Source organism: Sphingomonas citricola, from assembly GCF_019429535.1.
Taxonomy (GTDB): Bacteria; Pseudomonadota; Alphaproteobacteria; order Sphingomonadales; family Sphingomonadaceae; genus Sphingomonas; species Sphingomonas citricola.
This window is the reverse complement of record NZ_JAHXZM010000002.1, coordinates 25,931-41,416: the sequence shown is the minus strand read 5'-3', so window position 1 is coordinate 41,416 and position 15,486 is coordinate 25,931. Positions and strand designations below refer to the sequence as shown.

Annotated in this window: 12 protein-coding genes; 2 read left to right on the top strand and 10 right to left on the bottom strand. The window is 65.5% G+C overall.

Annotated features, from left to right (window positions below; genetic code table 11):
- Window positions 1-26: 26 nt before the first annotated feature.
- Entirely contained in the window at window positions 27-2,210 is a 2,184-nt protein-coding gene (locus tag KZ810_RS04175; RefSeq protein ID WP_219767775.1) for a TonB-dependent receptor, read from the bottom strand.
- A 326-nt stretch (window positions 2,211-2,536) separates the two neighbouring features.
- On the opposite strand from KZ810_RS04175, the gene KZ810_RS04170 reads away from it, so the two are divergent.
- Window positions 2,537-4,753, top strand: a complete 2,217-nt coding sequence (locus KZ810_RS04170) for a beta-glucosidase family protein (protein WP_219767774.1) — start codon at window positions 2,537-2,539, stop codon at window positions 4,751-4,753.
- Entirely contained in the window at window positions 4,744-5,715 is a 972-nt protein-coding gene (locus tag KZ810_RS04165) for an alpha/beta hydrolase (RefSeq protein WP_308461482.1), read from the top strand. The genes KZ810_RS04170 and KZ810_RS04165 overlap by 10 nt, the downstream gene beginning before the upstream one ends.
- 48 nt (window positions 5,716-5,763) lie before the next feature.
- Here the strand turns inward: KZ810_RS04165 and KZ810_RS04160 are convergent, their stop codons facing one another.
- The 9 genes from KZ810_RS04160 to KZ810_RS04120 all read right to left on the bottom strand — a co-directional run bounded on the left by KZ810_RS04160 (window position 5,764) and on the right by KZ810_RS04120 (window position 15,398).
- On the bottom strand, window positions 5,764-6,480 hold the full coding sequence (locus KZ810_RS04160) for an IS6 family transposase (protein ID WP_219767773.1): 717 nt from the start codon (window positions 6,478-6,480) through the stop codon (window positions 5,764-5,766).
- Window positions 6,481-6,537: 57 nt separating this feature from the next.
- Window positions 6,538-8,202, bottom strand: a complete 1,665-nt coding sequence (locus tag KZ810_RS04155) for a GMC family oxidoreductase (protein WP_219767772.1) — start codon at window positions 8,200-8,202, stop codon at window positions 6,538-6,540.
- Window positions 8,203-8,247: 45 nt separating this feature from the next.
- Window positions 8,248-9,510: an NAD(P)/FAD-dependent oxidoreductase gene (locus KZ810_RS04150; RefSeq protein WP_219767771.1), complete on the bottom strand. Its 1,263-nt coding sequence runs from the start codon at window positions 9,508-9,510 to the stop codon at window positions 8,248-8,250.
- Complete coding sequence (locus KZ810_RS04145) at window positions 9,503-10,585, bottom strand: phosphotransferase family protein (RefSeq protein WP_219767770.1); 1,083 nt, start codon at window positions 10,583-10,585, stop codon at window positions 9,503-9,505. The genes KZ810_RS04150 and KZ810_RS04145 overlap by 8 nt, the downstream gene beginning before the upstream one ends.
- Window positions 10,582-11,754 carry an acyl-CoA dehydrogenase family protein gene (locus KZ810_RS04140; RefSeq protein WP_308461511.1) on the bottom strand — a complete coding sequence of 391 codons (1,173 nt, stop codon included), beginning with the start codon at window positions 11,752-11,754 and terminating at the stop codon, window positions 10,582-10,584. The genes KZ810_RS04145 and KZ810_RS04140 overlap by 4 nt, the downstream gene beginning before the upstream one ends.
- 59 nt (window positions 11,755-11,813) lie before the next feature.
- Window positions 11,814-12,560 carry an SDR family NAD(P)-dependent oxidoreductase gene (locus tag KZ810_RS04135; protein ID WP_258044422.1) on the bottom strand — a complete coding sequence of 249 codons (747 nt, stop codon included), beginning with the start codon at window positions 12,558-12,560 and terminating at the stop codon, window positions 11,814-11,816.
- A 169-nt stretch (window positions 12,561-12,729) separates the two neighbouring features.
- Entirely contained in the window at window positions 12,730-13,584 is an 855-nt protein-coding gene (locus KZ810_RS04130) for an IclR family transcriptional regulator (protein WP_219767767.1), read from the bottom strand.
- A 9-nt stretch (window positions 13,585-13,593) separates the two neighbouring features.
- Window positions 13,594-13,908 carry a 2Fe-2S iron-sulfur cluster-binding protein gene (locus KZ810_RS04125; protein ID WP_219767766.1) on the bottom strand — a complete coding sequence of 105 codons (315 nt, stop codon included), beginning with the start codon at window positions 13,906-13,908 and terminating at the stop codon, window positions 13,594-13,596.
- The gene (locus KZ810_RS04120; protein WP_219767765.1) at window positions 13,905-15,398 is read right to left on the bottom strand and encodes an aldehyde dehydrogenase; all 1,494 of its coding nucleotides are present in this window, start codon (window positions 15,396-15,398) and stop codon (window positions 13,905-13,907) included. The genes KZ810_RS04125 and KZ810_RS04120 overlap by 4 nt, the downstream gene beginning before the upstream one ends.
- Window positions 15,399-15,486: the final 88 nt, after the last annotated feature.

Here is a 15,486-nt window from a genome sequence, read left to right as displayed (position 1 = left end):
CCGGACGGCCCTGCCCGCCAGCACGTTCAGAAACGCCACTCGAACGCGCCGCCGATCCGCCGGAACGCATTGTCCGGAAGCGTTTGAACGTACTGTCCAGCAGAGAAATTGCCGGGGAAGATGGCCGCGGCATAGCGCTTGTCGAACAGGTTGCGCACGAACACGCTGACACGCGCATGGTCGCCGATGTCACCGATCCCGACCGTCGCATTGACGAGCGAGTAACCGGCTTGAGTCGTGTTGGGATCGTTGATCGCGTAGAGGAAACGGCTGCGGTAGCGCCAGTCGGCGTTGACGAAGAATTTCAAGTCGCCGCCGATCGGTTGCTCGACATTGGCGGCAAGGCTGGTCGTCCATTTCGATGCACCGACGAGCGGCGTTCCGCGCGCGTTGAAGCTCGGTCCCGGCAGATTACACCCCTGCGCCGCGGTCTGCCCGAAATAGCAGGCAACGTTGTAGTTGCCGTACTCGGTGTCGAGATAGGTGACACCACCCGACAGGCTGATGCCGCGCGTCGGGCGGACCGACGCTTCGGCCTCGACGCCGCGCGTCTTGAGCGTGCTGGCGTTGCCGGTGCGGAACGAGCCCAGTCCGCCGTTCAGCGCCGGATCGAACACCTGCGCCTGAAAATCGCGGAAGTTGTTGATGAAACCGGCAAGGTTCAGGCTGACGCGGCGATCGAGCAGGTCGAACTTGCCGCCGACCTCGTACGCGTCGACCTTCTCAGGATCGACGTCGAACGCGACGCCCGCTGCCGAGCTGACCGCCGGTCCTTTGTAGCCGCGCGTGTAGGTCGCATACAGATTGGCGGTCGGTGCAATCGCATATTCGATGCCGCCGCGCGCGGAGAAGCCGTCGGCGTTGCGGTCACGGTTGATCGGTGCGGGCAGTGTCCCGATGCAGCGTTGTCCACCGCTCAGTGCGAAGACGATCAGATTGCACACGCCCGGCGCCTGCGTCACCGTGGTGGTGGAATCGATCTCGTCGCGCGTGTAGCGCCCGCCCGCGATCAGCCTGAGCGACGAGGTCAGGTTGAACGTCAGCTGCGCGAAGGCGGCGTAGCTGTTGGTGCCATAGTCGAAGTTCGACTGGCCCTGCACCGGCGACAGCCGGACTGGCACCGAGGCCGGGAAGATGCCGAAGGTACCCGCCTGCAGGATTTGCGCGTCGATGTGCTGGCGGAAATAATAGAGCCCGGCGGTATAATCGATCGTGCTGGAGCCGTTGTTCGATACGCGCAACTCTTCCGACAATTGGTATGATTGCGAGTTGGCGATGTTGGTGTCGAAAAACGCGACCGGAGTCTGGTCGACGTCGTTGTTTGCGCGCGCGTGCAGGTCGCGGTAGGCGGTGACCGACGTGACGGTCAGCGGCCCCGCATCATAGCTCGCCGACAATTGCGCACCAAAGCTGCGCTCGTCACGTAGGACGTTCGTGCTGCCGATCGCGGTCTTATTGTTGGTTGGCGAGGCGACGACCCCCAAGGCGGTGTTTTGCGCACGTACGAAATTGGCCGGGGCGAACGGGCGCAGCTGCGGCGGGATCGGCGTCGGATCGTTGCCCCCGAACTTGCGGATCGTCGAATAGGCCTCGATCCCACTGTTGTTCTGGTAATCGACGATCGCGTACAGGCTCAGCCGGTCGGTCGGCTCCCACAACAGCTTACCTGTGCCAAAGTAACGGCGCACCGGATCGAGCCGGCCGGGGCCGACAAGCTGGGTCGAAGGCTTCTGGTACTGATACCCCCCCACCACGCGTAACGCGGCCTTGTTGCCAAGCGGCAGATTGACCACCGCCTGAGTCTGCACCTGACCGCGCTCGCCGGCCTGGACGCGACCGTTGCTGCTGAACTCGCCCAATTGCGGGCGTGTGGTCGAGATCGAGATCAGCCCCGCCGTCGTGTTCTTGCCGAACAGCAGCCCCTGCGGTCCGCGCAGCACCTCGACCCGCTCGACGTCCGCAAGCGAATTCAGCGGCACGTAGCGTGGCAGCGTGATGTTGACGTCGTCCACTGCGATGCCGACAGCCGACTCGATGCCGTAATCAAATGAGTTGGTGCCGACGCCACGGATCGCAAAATTGGGTACTCCCGGCGTGGCGGTAAAGTTGAGGCTGGGTGCTCGCTGCGTGATGTCGGCGAGCTGATTGGCACCTGTTTCACGGATCGATTGGCCGTTCACGACGGTGATCGCGATTGGAACGTCGCGCAAGGATTGGGCCCGGCGCTGCGCGGTAACGATGATGTCACCGCCGGCGGCATCGATACCTTCGCTGGTTGCCTGACCTGTCGCAGGCGCCGTTTCCGAGCTGGCGCTGGGCGTCTCAGGCGGCGGCACCGTCTGCGCTACAGCTGCATTTCCGATCGCCATCAAGCTGCTGCCTGCCAGCAGGACCAATCCGCGCATAAGCTACCATCCTCACCTGATCACGCGGTCTCGCCGCTTGACATGGATCATGATAACCAACAAACATACTGTCAAGCACGCACGTATCATTTTGTTGCTAATATGTGCTGCTGATGGGGAGAGGGTTCGGGATGATCCGGCAGACATTGATGATCACCGCGGCCGTGACTGCGGCAGCGGCTCATTCATCAGCAACGGCGCAGCGGCGTCCACCCGAACGCACGCAAGCGGGCAAAGCCGACGCGCGTGCTGCTCAGACCGAACGTGCGTTGCGTGTTGAGGAGCGGACCACCCTCACCCATGGACTGTGGGCGATCCCGATCATCCCCAACGTCAAGATCCCGGCCGAGGCGATCACCGGGGCCGGCTACGTCGCCGGCATCCCGCGGCTGGGCGTACCAGCGTTGACCGAAACCGATGCAAGCCTGGGCGTGTCGTACATCTCTGGGCTGCGTAAGGATGGCGACACCGCTCTACCCTCCGCCACCGCCATGGGCTCGACCTGGGACCCCGAACTGATCCGTCAGGGCAGCGCGATGATTGCGGGCGAGGCGCGCGCCAAAGGGTTCAACGTGCTGCTGGGTGGCGGCATTAACCTGATGCGCGACCCCCGAAACGGCCGCACGTTCGAGTATTTCGGTGAAGACCCGCTTCATTCTGGGCTGCTGGGCGGCGCGGCGATCGCGGGCGTCCAGTCGCAGCACGTGCTCTCCACCGTCAAGCATTTCGCGCTCAACGCACAGGAGACTGGCCGTCACGCGGTCGACGGCCTCCTCGCCGACGACGCGTTCCGCATGAGTGATCTGCTCGCATTCCAGATTGCGATCGAGCGCGGGCAGCCCGGCGCGGTCATGTGCGCGTACAACCGCGTCAACGGCGCCGCGGCGTGCGGCAGCGAATACCTGCTCAACCAGGTGCTGAAGCGCGACTGGAACTATCCGGGTTTCGTCATGTCGGACTGGGGCGCGGTAACGAGCGTCGATCAGGCACTCGCTGGGCTTGACCAGCAATCGGGCGAGCAGATCGACAAGCAGGTGTTCTTCGGCGTGCCGCTTGCCGCCGCCGCCGCGCGCGATCCCGCTTACGCGGCGCGGGTTTCCGACATGAACCGCCGCGTGCTGCGCTCAATCTACGCGCTCGGGCTCGACACCAACCCGCCGAAACGCGGGCCGATTGACGTCGCCGCCAATGCGCGCGTGGCGCAGAGCGTCGCCGAACAGGGTATCGTCCTCTTGCGCAACGAGCGTGCACTGCTGCCCTTGTCGAAAGATGTGCGCTCGATCGCGGTGATCGGTGGCTATGCCGACGCAGGCGTGCTGTCGGGCGGTGGATCGACGCAGGTGCAGCCGCTGGGCGGTCCTGCCGCTTCGATTCCGATGGGTGGCGAAGGCCCGCTCGCCAGGTACAACAATCAGACCTATCACGGCACCGCCCCACTCGCTGCGATCCGCGCGATCGCGCCCAAGGCGAGCATCACCTTTCGCAACGGCCGGTACCTGACCGATGCGGTCGCCGCAGCAAAGGCGGCCGATGTGGCAATCGTGTTCGCGACGCAGTGGATGGCCGAGGGTGCCGACGTGCCCGACCTATCTCTGCCCGACGGGCAGGATGCGCTGATCGCCGCCGTCACCGCCGCCAATCCGCGCACGATCGTGGTGCTGGAAACCGGAGGACCGGTGCTGATGCCGTGGCTAGAGGACACGGGAGCGGTCCTCGAGGCGTGGTACGGCGGCGTGCACGGCGGCGACGCAATTGCCGCAACCTTGTTCGGCGACAACAATCCGTCGGGTCGGCTGCCGATCACATTTCCGGCGTCACTCGATCAGTTGCCGCGCCCGGCGTTACCGTACGCGGGACTGAGCGAAAGGGATTTTGCCACCGGTCTTGCCGCGGGCAAGCATTACCTGATCGACTACAACATTGAGGGCGCAGACGTCGGCTATCGCTGGTTTGCCCGTACGGGCGCTGCGCCGCTCTTCCCGTTCGGATACGGGCTGACCTACACGCACTTCGACCACGGACGTTTGCGCATGAGCGGGGGTGCGCAGCCGAGGGCGAGTGTTACGATTCTCAACGCCGGCGCGCGCACGGGCAGCGACGTCGCGCAACTCTACCTCGTCTCCACGCCGACCGGAAAGACGCTGCGGCTCGCCGGGTTCGCGAAGGTGACGCTCCAGCCCGGTGCCTCCAGGGAGGCTGAGATCGCAATCGATCCGCGCGTGCTGGCGACCAGCAAGGACGGTCGCTGGACCATGCCCGCAGGCCGCTACGGCTTTGCGCTCGGGCGCTCGGCGGCCGACCTGAGCGATGTCATCACCCTGTCCCTGCCCGCGCGTGCGTGGCGCTGATCTGTGAGCCGAGAGGATTTGCTGTCATGAACTATCTGCGCTTGCTGACCGCCGCATTCGCTTTGGCCCACGCAGCGGTGGTGCCGATCCCCGCGCTGGCGCAGGTGATCAAGGTCGAACCAATGGCGACGCCAGCACAGGCGGGTGCAATTCCGCTAGGAACTGGCGGCGTGGCGGATATGCCGGCTGAAAGCTGGTTCTTGCTCAACGGCCGTGCAACCGTGCGCAATGTCTCCGTCGCCACGTTGACGCCGGTACTGCCGCCCAAGGGCAAAGCGACGGGAGCGGCGATGATCGTCGCGCCGGGCGGCGGCTTCGTGATGGAGTCGATCGACGCCGAAGCGATGAAGCCGGCGCGCTGGCTCGCCGATCATGGCATTGCCGCCTTCGTGCTCAAGTACCGGCTCGATGCCACGCCGGCGGACATGGATGCGTTTAAGCAGGCTGCGCTCGCCCGCTTCGCCGCGGCGATAGCGGCGGGTGCGAAAGGCGGCGCCGACATCAGATCGCCTGCCGTAGCGCTCGCCGACGCGCAGGCGGCCATGCGGCTGGTTCGCGCGCGAGCAGCGGAATGGGCGATCGATCCAAAGCGCGTCGGCTATCTCGGCTTCTCCGCCGGCGCGATCATGGGGCTCGACGTGGTGAAGGCCGCTAATCCCGGCACCATGCCCGACCTGCTTGCCGCAATTTACCCGTCGATGGCGACGACTGCGGTCGCGGGCAACGCACCGCCATTGTTCGTTGCGGTCGCCAGTGACGACGAACTTTTCGGTCAGCAGGGCTACGGTCTGCCAGACAGCTGGCGACGTGCAAGAAAGCCTGTCGAGCTGCACGTCTACGAACATGGCGGCCACGGCTTCGGCTTCGAGGGCAAGCCGGGGACGACCAGTGCGGGATGGACCAACGCTCTGCAGGGCTGGCTTGATGCACATGGATGGCTCAAAAGGGTGCTGTCAGTCTAACGCGAAATGCTCTCTGCACGATGCATTCGGGTCTTTGAGGGCGTACGTCTAGCTTGCGAGCACCTGCCACTCAGCCAAGGCGGCTGAGCGGTGTTCCTTGAAGGTCTGGCGGTCAACGAGGTGGCGGTCGAGATTGAAGTGGTTGTGGACGTTGGCGTGGACGGAAGCGAACTTCTGCAGCGTCTTCATTTGCCTGAACCGGAGCATCGCTCGTTCTCGTCGCCTGAATGGCAGGTGTGAATTCTCGACCCTGTTGTTGGCCCAGCGTTCGACCTCCTGCTTGTCGCGGTTGCCAAGCTCGGTCATCGCCGCACCGTAGCTGCGCAGGCCGTCGGTGGTGATCACCTCAGGTGAGCCGTGGCGTTTCAGCGCCTTCTTCATGAAAGCAAGTGCCGCACCCTTGTCACGCGTTCTGGTGACGTAGCTTTCCAGCACCTCACCCTCGTGGTCGACCGCTCGCCACAGGTAGACCATCTCGCCGTTCAGCTTCACGTACATTTCGTCCAGGTGCCAGCGCCAGTGACGAAAGCCACGCATGCGGCTGACACGCTGACGCCGGATGTCGCCTGCGAACAGCGGACCAAACCTGTTCCACCACAGCCTGACCGTCTCATGGCAGATGTCGATCCCGCGCTCGAACAGTAGGTCCTCTACGTTTCGCAACGAAAGCGGAAACCGTACGTACATGAGCACCACCAACCGGATCACTTCAGGTGACGAGTTGAAGTAGCGAAACGGCGAAGCTGGCTTGCGGGCACGAGGCATGCACCTGCTCTACCCCATCCCAGTTACCAGCAGGTGCATTTGGTTTGACGAAGCCCTTTAGACTTCTGCTCGAATTAGATCACTAGCCTTCTCCGCAATCATGATCGTGGGCGCATTCGTGTTTCCCGAAGTGATCCGCGGCATGATGCTCGCATCAACCACTCGCAGTCCCTCAACGCCGCGAACACGCAGCGATGGATCGACGACCGCCATCGGACCGATCCCCATCGCGCAGGTGCCGACCGGATGGTAGATCGTGCCGCCCGCCGCTCGGGCGTAGTCGAGCAGAGCGTCGTCGTTCGCCGCAGCTTGCCCGGGCAGCAGCTCGCTTTCGATCAGATGCGCGAGCGCCGGCTCCGCCGCGACGTCGCGGGCCTGGCGCAGTCCCGCGGCCAGAACCTCGCGGTCGAGCGCATCCGCGAGATAATTGGGCTGGATGCCGGGCGGGATGGTCGCGTTCGGCGAGCGGATCTCGACGGCCCCTCGCGACTCAGGACGTAGCTGACATACAGCGAAAGTCAGGCCCGGCGAACGTTCGAGTTCCATCACACCGCGCGCCGCAAACGCCTCCAGATCCATCGTCGCGGGGAGGATGTGGAACTGCAGATCGGGCGACGCGAGGCCGGGGCGCGATCTCGTGAACGCGGCGACGTGCGCGGCAGATAACGCAAGAAGACCGCGACGTCGCAGCACGTAACGGACGACCTGACCGGCCAGCGGGATACCGCGCGACATCGCATTGATCGACGGGACCTTCGGCTTGAGCCGGAACATCATGCTGGCGATGAAGTGATCCTGCAGATTTCTCCCGACGCCGGGCAGATCCTGCAGCACCTCGATGCCGTGATCAGCGAGCAGATCGCGAGGCCCGATGCCCGAGAGCTGGAGCAGTTGCGGCGATCCGATCGCGCCGCTCGCCACGATGACCTCGCGCCGCGCCCGTGCGACGCCCGGCACGCCCCCGCGAACATAGGCGACCCCCGCGGCACGCCGTCCCTCGAACAACAGCCTCGTCACCTGGGCACGGGTAAGAATTCGCAGGTTTGTGCGTCCGCGAGCCGGATCGAGATAAGCGGTCGCCGCCGAGCACCGTCGCCCGTTTCTGACGGTGAGCTGAAACCAATCGACGCCCTCCTGATCGAGGCCGTTATAGTCTCGCTGCGGCAAGCCGAACTGCTTCCACGCCTCGATCACGGCTTCGGAGACCGGGTGCCTCATCGTTGGATCGGTGACGTGCAACGGCCCGGCGGTGCCATGCGTGATATCGTCGGCACCGTCGCGATGTTCGCTGCGAAGGAAATAGGGCAGCACCTCCTCGGCGCTCCACCCGGTGCAGCCCATCTGACGCCACCCATCGTAATCGGCCCGCTGCCCCCGTACGTAGAGCAAACCGTTGATCGAGGACGATCCGCCGAGAACCTTTCCGCGAGGCCAGACGTGACGGCGGCCGTTGGTGCCGGGATCCGGCTCGGTCTCGTAGAGCCAGTTCACCCTCGGATCCTTGAGCGTCTCGGCATAGCCTACCGGCACGTGGATCATCATGTTGGACCGGAACTGCCCCGGCTCGCGCCCGGGCCGGTCATCACCCCCGGCCTCGATCAGCAACACGGTGTGGCGGCCGTTCTCCGTCAATCGGTTGGCCAGTACGCACCCTGCCGAGCCGGCACCGACCACGACATAGTCGACATCCACTTCGTCATGCCTGCCGTCGGTTCGCGCCATCACAATCCCCTCACCTCGTCATCGCACCACGATCCGCTTCACGGCTCATCCCGGCGAGGGCGCCGCCTCCTTCGCCGGGACGAAATCCCTCAACGCGATCGACGCATCGGAAAGCAGCGCGGGATCGATCCGGGCGCGCTCGGCAACCAGCGCGCGGCCCTGCACATAGTCGCGCGCACGATTGACGCAGTCGAGCGCGACGACGCGTCCTTCCTTCAGGTAGACGAGCGAGAAGCTGCGTTCGTCGAGGTTGCCGCGAAGAACCGCCGCGTCGTGCCCCGTCGACAGTCCGACGGTCTGCAACTTCAGATCATATTGGTTCGACCAGAACCACGGCACCGTATGGTAGGGCTCCACGGTCCCGGTCAGCGCTTTCGCGACCGTTGTCGCCTGATCGTTCGCATTCTGCACTGATTCAAGCCGGACCATCGCTCCATCGGCGAACGAATTGGCGTGCGCGGCACAGTCGCCAATCGCGTAGATGTCGGGCAATGAGGTGCGGCAGCAGGCGTCGACCGTCACGCCGTTACCGCCCGCCGCACTGGCTTCGAGCAAAGGCTCCACCGCCGGAACGATGCCGATGCCCACGATCACCATCTCGCACGGAAGCACCGTGCCGTCGGCCAGGCGCACGCCGCTGACCGAACCCTCCCTCTCCTCGATGCACAATACCGTGACCCCCGTGCGCAGGTCGACGCCGTGCCTGCGGTGCTCCGCCTCGTAGAAGCGCGACAGCGTCTCGCCCGCGACGCGCGCGAGCACGCGGTCCTGCGCCTCGAGCACCGTGACGTGCTTGCCGAGCTTGGTCAGAACCGCGGCCGCCTCAAGCCCGATATAGCCGCCGCCGACGACCACCACCCGTTCGACATCGGGCAGTTCGGCGATCATGCGATCGACGTCGGCGCGCGTGCGGACGCCGTGTACGCCGCGCAGGTCGTGGCCCGCGCAACCCAACCGGCGCGGCGCGCCACCCGTCGCCCAGATAAGCGTACCGTAGCCGATCGCTTCGCCACCCGCAGTAACGACCCGGTGTCCGGCCGGATCGACCTCGACCACGGTGCGGCCCGGCAGCAAACTGACCTCGCGCGCTTCCCAGAAGGCGGCGGGACGCAGCAGGATACGCTCGAACGGCTTCTCGCCCGACAGATATTCCTTCGACAACGGCGGGCGCTCGTACGGCAGCGAGGGTTCGTCGCCCAGCAGTGCCAGCGAGCCCGCGAAGCCGCGCTGACGAAGCGCGATCGCGGCCTGCGCTCCGCCATGTCCCGCGCCGACGATCAAGATGTCGTGGAAGGTGCGATCAGGCATAGGTGGATTCTCGCTGCGAAAGAGCGCCGCTCGCCTGTGCCCAACCGAGGTCCGCGATCACGGGCAGGTCCGCGACGAGCCGCGACGCATGATCGCTGGCGGCGGTACCGCGCGCAAGCCTCCCCTTGATCCCGTGACAGATCGCTGCGAAGCGGAAGAAGTTGAAGGCGAGATAGAAATCCAGGTCCGGAATGCCCGCCCGCCCCGTCCGTGCGCAATAGGCAGCGACGTATTCGGCCTCGCTCGGGATACCCAGCGCGTGGAGATCGGCGCCGAGCAGGCCGGGGATCGACAATCGCGGCATGCGGTACATCATCAGGTGATAGGCAAAATCCGCCAGCGGATGACCGAGCGTGGACAGCTCCCAGTCGAGCACCGCGAGGATGTCGGTTGTATTTGGTGAGAAAATCATGTTGTCGAGCCGGAAGTCCCCGTGGACGATCGTCGTCTCGTCGCCCGCCGGAATGTGCGCGGGCAGCCAGTCGATCAGTCGATCGAGGTTTGGATCACGCCCGGCGCTTTCGTCCTCGCTGTATTGTCGCGTCCAGCGCGCGATCTGTCTTTCGAAGTAGTGCCCCGATCGGCCGAACTCACCCAATCCCGCGGCCGCCGGATCGATCATGTGCAGGCGCGCGATCGTGGCGTTCATCGCATCGAACACCGCGGCGCGGTCCTCGCGGGGGGTGTTCGGCAGCTCGGGATCCCAGAAAATTCGTCCTTCGACCAGCTCCATGACGTAGAAGGGCGTGCCGGTGACCTCTGCGTCTTCACACAGTCCATATATGTGCGGCACGGGAAAGCCGCTGGGCGCAACGCCGCGCATGACGGTTGCCTCACGCTCGATTGCGTGCGCGCCCTTCAATAGCGCGCCGGGCGGCTTGCGGCGCAGCACGTAGCTACGGGACGGCGTCATCAGGCGGTAGGTCGGATTGGACTGGCCGCCCTTGAACTGCTCGACGCGCAACGGCCTCGTGAAATCCGAGACGTTCGCGGCCATCCAGTCTCCTAACCGAGCCTCGTCGAACGCGTGCGCCGCGCGCACCGGACCACTCCCCGCGAAATGCGCTTCGCTCATGCGACCGGCTCCGCGGCCTTCCAATCACGTTTGATCTTCTTCGCGAGGCTCCATTTGTGCACCTCGGTCGGCCCGTCGTAGATGCGGAAGGCCCGCACCTCGCGGAACACCTGTTCGACGATCGTGTCGCCGGTGACGCCGGTGCCGCCCATCACCTGCACGCAGCGGTCGGCGATGCGCATCAGCGCCTCCGACACCGCGACCTTCGCCATCGAGCTTTCGGCGGTGCCGAGCGCGCCGGTGTCGAGCACATCGGCGCACCAGTCGATCATCAGCTCGGCCTGTTTGAGGTCGATCAGGTTTTCCGCCAGCATGAAGCCGACCCCCTCGTGGTCGATCAACGGCTTGCCGAAGGCGTGGCGGCGGTTGGCGTAATCGGTCGCGATCTCGTGCGCGCGCCGGCACGAACCCAGCCAACGCATGCAGTGCGACAGTCGCGCGGGCGACAGACGCACCTGCGCGTACCGGAAGCCCTCGTGCGGGGCACCCAGTACCGCATCGGCGGTCACCCGCAGCTCTTCAATCCGCACGACCGCGTGGCCGCCGGGCATCGAGCTGTCGATCGTGTCGAGCACGCGCTCGATCCGGATCGCGCCCGTCTCATACGCCTCGATCAGGTCGACCAGGAACATGGTCGCCGCGATCTTGCCGTCACCCTGATCGGTGCGGGCCATGATGATGCCGACCGTCGCGCCTTCGGCACCGGTGATAAAGGCCTTGCGCCCGTCGATGACCCAGTGGTTGCCGTCGAGCCGTGCGGTCGTCAGCATCATTGAGGGGTCGGACCCCGCGCCGCCGTCGATCGCGGGTTCGGTCATGAAGAAAGCGGAGCGCGCCGTGCCCGCGATCATCGGCGCGAGGAAGCGGTCCTTCTGCGCCTGCGATCCAGCCTTGCCGATCAGATACATGTTGCCCTCGTCGGGCGCCATCGTGTTGCACGCGAGCGGTCCGAGCGGCGACAGGCCGGACCGGATCAGAACGTATGCGGTCTCCGACTGCGACAGATGGCTTCCGTCCGCCAGGATGTGCGGCGTGAGCACGCCGGCTGCGCGCGCGAGCCCGCGCAATTCGTCGACCAGTTCATCGGACGGCCCGTGTGCGCCGCGACGAGGATCGCGTTCGAACGTCGTCACCACGTCGCGAACGAAACGCTCGACCGCGGCACCGATCTCGGCGGCCCGGTGGCTGGGAGCGTCGGTTCGCCCGGTGGAGGTGCTGGCGGCTTCGCTCACAACGACTGTCCGTCGTCGATCGTGAAGTCGGACCCGTTAACGCCGGCACTGGCGTCGGAGAGAAGGTAGATCAGCATCGCGTCAAGCGCATCCTCTTCCAATAGGCGACGGCGAGGCCAGCGCGCCATCTGCCGCTGCCCGCCCTCGGTATCGAACCAGTCACCCGCCAGCTCGCTTCGGATATAGCCCGGCGACAAGGTCACGACGTTCGGACCGGACCGCGCCCATTCCTTGGCGAGCAGTGCACCCATGTGCGTCACCGCCGCCTTTGACGCGCTGTAAGCGACGAGGCCGTTGGTCCGCATCGCCGCGGTGATGGACGAGACCAGCACGATGCGCCCCTCGGCGCCGTGGCCCGCCACCTGCAGCCGTCTCGCGCCGACGCGGGCGGTGAGAAACACGCCCCGGACGTTGGTTGCGAACACCCTGTCGAACTCTTCGATCGGCAGGTCGATCGCGCGCCCCTCGGCGGTAATCCCGGCGTTTGCGACGATCCCCGTGATCGGTCCGAAGCGCGCCTCGCCCGCGTCGTAGGCGGCCTCCACGGACGCCTCGACGGCGACGTCCAGCGGGACCGCCATCGCCTCTCCACCGTTCGCTTCGATCTCACTGACAAGTTCGTCCAGCCTTTCGGTGCGCCGGGCTCCGACGACCACCTTCCCGCCTGCGGCCGCAACGATCCGGGCGAAGCGTGCACCGATGCCGGACGATGCTCCCGTGATCAGCACCGTGCGGCCCGTCAAAACCCCGCTCATCGCGCCGTTGCGCCGCGATGAAATCGGAAGTTCCCGGCGACCTCTCGCGGCGCGAGTGACGAAGGACGAACTTGTATCAAGTCACGTGCGAGCCGTCGTCGCCGCCCGCACCTTGCTACGAAACTGCTGTCTTCGCTCATCCATCACCCTTCCCATGTCATTCGTTCGTTCGCCCCCCGCGTGAACCGAGCGAGAAGCGACGCGCCGCTTCGGCCAGCTTCTCACCGACCCTTGCGATATCCTCGTCGTCGATCTGGTTGGCGAGATCGATCGCCGAGAGGCCGAATGCGGGTCGGCCCTGCTCGTCGGTGATGATCGCCGCGATGGCGACAATGCCGTGATAGAGCGTCTCGCGGTCGACGCCGTAGCCGTTCCGCTCGGCCGCCCGCACCTCGCCGATGTAACGCGCCGCGTCGATCGGCCCTGCCCACCGCAGCGGTTTGAAGTACCGCTTCAAGTCAGCGTCCTTGAGCTCAAGCCGTGCCGCCGCCGCGCGTCCGACCGCACCGAGCATCAGCGGCATACGCTGCGTCACTGCGAGGTCCAGACGGACGGGTCTGTCGACCAGCGCACGATCGATCAGCACGACGCGATCGTCCACGATTTCCCATAACGCGATGAGCCGTCCGGTCTCGATCGCGAGACGTGGAAGTTCCTCCCGGATCAGATCGGCCAGGTTGCTGTTGAGCAGCCCCTTGGCGAGTTCGAACAGCCCCGCACCGAGCCGGTAGGTCTTCGTCGCCTCGTCGAAGGTCGTGAGCCCCTCGGCCGTCAGCGTGCGCAGGACGTTGAACGCAGTCGAGGTGTTCACCTTCGCGGTGCGTGCGGCGGCACTGACGCCCATCGGCGCCCCGCTGTCGGCAAGAACGCGCAACAGCCTTACGGTCTGCACGACCGCACCCACGAGCTTGCCCTTGCCGGGCGCTTCATTGTCTTCCGTCATCCGCACAGGGCTATTGAGAAGCCCTGACAGGGTCAACGAAGCTGTCGCTGAGGAACGGTCCAGAAGCATCGGCTCGGCTCAGTCCTCAGGCGCGATGGTGACGCGCAAGCCGTCAAGGACGTCGGACAGCGGCACTTGGCACGACAGACGCGACCGTCGATCCCGATGCGCGGAACTGTCGAGCAGATCATCCTCGTCCACGCTGACGGGCGGCAGTTGATCGATCCACTCGTCCTCGATCCAGACGTGGCACGTGGCGCAACTGCAGCATCCGCCGCACATCGCGAGCAGCTCGTCGATGCCCGCGGCGCGTATCGCCTCCATCAGCGATCCATCGCCGGCTTCGAGCCTATGCTCCACGCCTTCCCGCGTGGTCACCGTGATCCGGGTCATTGCGCCACGCCCAGGTGGGACGGAGCCCCGTCGAGCAGGATCGTCTTGGTTTCGAGGTAAGGCAGCAGACCTTCGACCCCACCCTCGCGACCGACGCCCGACTGCTTGAAGCCACCAAAGGCGATCGAGAAGTCGAGCCGCAGCACGTTGTGGCTGATCGTTCCCGTCCGCAAATCGCGCGCGACCGAATAAGCGCGATCCGGATCGTTGGTGAACACGGTGCCGGCGAGCCCGAACGGACTGTCGTTCGCGAGTTCGACCACATGACGTTCATCGCGTGCGGCGATCACCGCGAGCACGGGACCGAACACCTCCTCGCGTGCCAGCCGCGAACGATTGTCCACGTTGCCGAACACGGTCGGCTCTACGAACCAGCCTCGGTCCAGATGTTTGGGTCGCCCCCCGCCCGTCGCCAGCATGAAGCCGTCGGCACGCGCGGCGGCGATGTGCCCCTCCACGCGATCACGCTGCCGCGCTGTTGCCAGCGGTCCCATCTGCGATGCGGCGTCGAAAGGATCACCGACGCGGACCGATCCCAATCGGTCTGCCAGCGCCGCGACCACCGCGTCGTGACGATCCGCGCTGACGATCACGCGGGTCAGCGATGCACACACCTGACCCGTCAGGTCGCAGGCGCGGCCTGCGATCGCCGCAGCCGCCGTCTCGGCATCGTAATCATCCAGGATGATCGCCGCGGACTTGCCGCCGAGCTCCAGCGTCTGACGCGCGATGCGGCCGCCCAGAACTGCACCGATCCTTCGCCCTGCGTCGGTCGAGCCGGTGAACGCGATCTTGTCCACGCGCGGGTCGCGCACCAGCAGCTCCGACGCGGCGCGGTCGGCCGTGACGACGTTGACCACGCCGGGCGGCAGTCCGACCTCTTGTGCAATCTCCGCCATCAGCAACGCATGGCCGGGTGCTTCCGGAGAAGCCTTGATGACCACGCAGCACCCGGCGAGCAGTGCAGGCGCCAGCTTTAACGCGATGAGAGAGATTGGACCGTTCCAGGGTATGATCGCGCCGACCACCCCCACCGGCTCGCGGACCAGCAGCCCGCACGCGGCACCCGCGGGACTGTGGCGCCGCTCTTCGAATTCGAAAGTGTCCGCAAGCCGACCGTAGAAGGCGTACATGCCGCCGACGCCGCCGGCGAATGCGCGGGCGGTCGCGTGCAGGACGCCCATTTCGTTGGGCCAGATCGCACCGACGTCGTCCGCCCGGCGTGCCAGCGCATCCGCGATCGCATGCAGATAGGCGCCGCGTTCGCGATGGGTCATCCGCGGCCATGGACCGGCGTCGAACGCGGTGCGCGCGGCCGCGATCGCCCGTTCTATATCCGCTTCCTGAGCCTCGGCGACGCGCATCCACACTTGCTCCGTCGCGGGCGCTACGACCGCTATCGTCGCATCGCTCGATGGCGACACCCACTCGCCATCGATGAAGAAGCGGTCGGGATGTCGTATTGGCGACTCGATCACTCCGCTGGCCATCACCCCTCCCATCGATTGTTTATGGTCGATCGACGCTCTACGCAGATCATCATTCTTTATCAAGAACGCTTTTCTCCATGTTGACAGA

What these genes read in the sequence shown, in the direction of transcription:
- KZ810_RS04170 (WP_219767774.1), top strand. Translation starts at nt 2,537, where the DNA reads ATGATCCGGCAGACATTGATGATCACCGCGGCCGTGACTGCGGCAGCG.
- KZ810_RS04155 (WP_219767772.1), bottom strand. Translation starts at nt 8,202, where the DNA reads ATGGCGCGAACCGACGGCAGGCATGACGAAGTGGATGTCGACTATGTC.
- KZ810_RS04160 (WP_219767773.1), bottom strand. Translation starts at nt 6,480, where the DNA reads ATGCCTCGTGCCCGCAAGCCAGCTTCGCCGTTTCGCTACTTCAACTCG.
- KZ810_RS04130 (WP_219767767.1), bottom strand. Translation starts at nt 13,584, where the DNA reads ATGCTTCTGGACCGTTCCTCAGCGACAGCTTCGTTGACCCTGTCAGGG.
- KZ810_RS04145 (WP_219767770.1), bottom strand. Translation starts at nt 10,585, where the DNA reads ATGAGCGAAGCGCATTTCGCGGGGAGTGGTCCGGTGCGCGCGGCGCAC.
- KZ810_RS04150 (WP_219767771.1), bottom strand. Translation starts at nt 9,510, where the DNA reads ATGCCTGATCGCACCTTCCACGACATCTTGATCGTCGGCGCGGGACAT.
- KZ810_RS04120 (WP_219767765.1), bottom strand. Translation starts at nt 15,398, where the DNA reads ATGGCCAGCGGAGTGATCGAGTCGCCAATACGACATCCCGACCGCTTC.
- KZ810_RS04125 (WP_219767766.1), bottom strand. Translation starts at nt 13,908, where the DNA reads ATGACCCGGATCACGGTGACCACGCGGGAAGGCGTGGAGCATAGGCTC.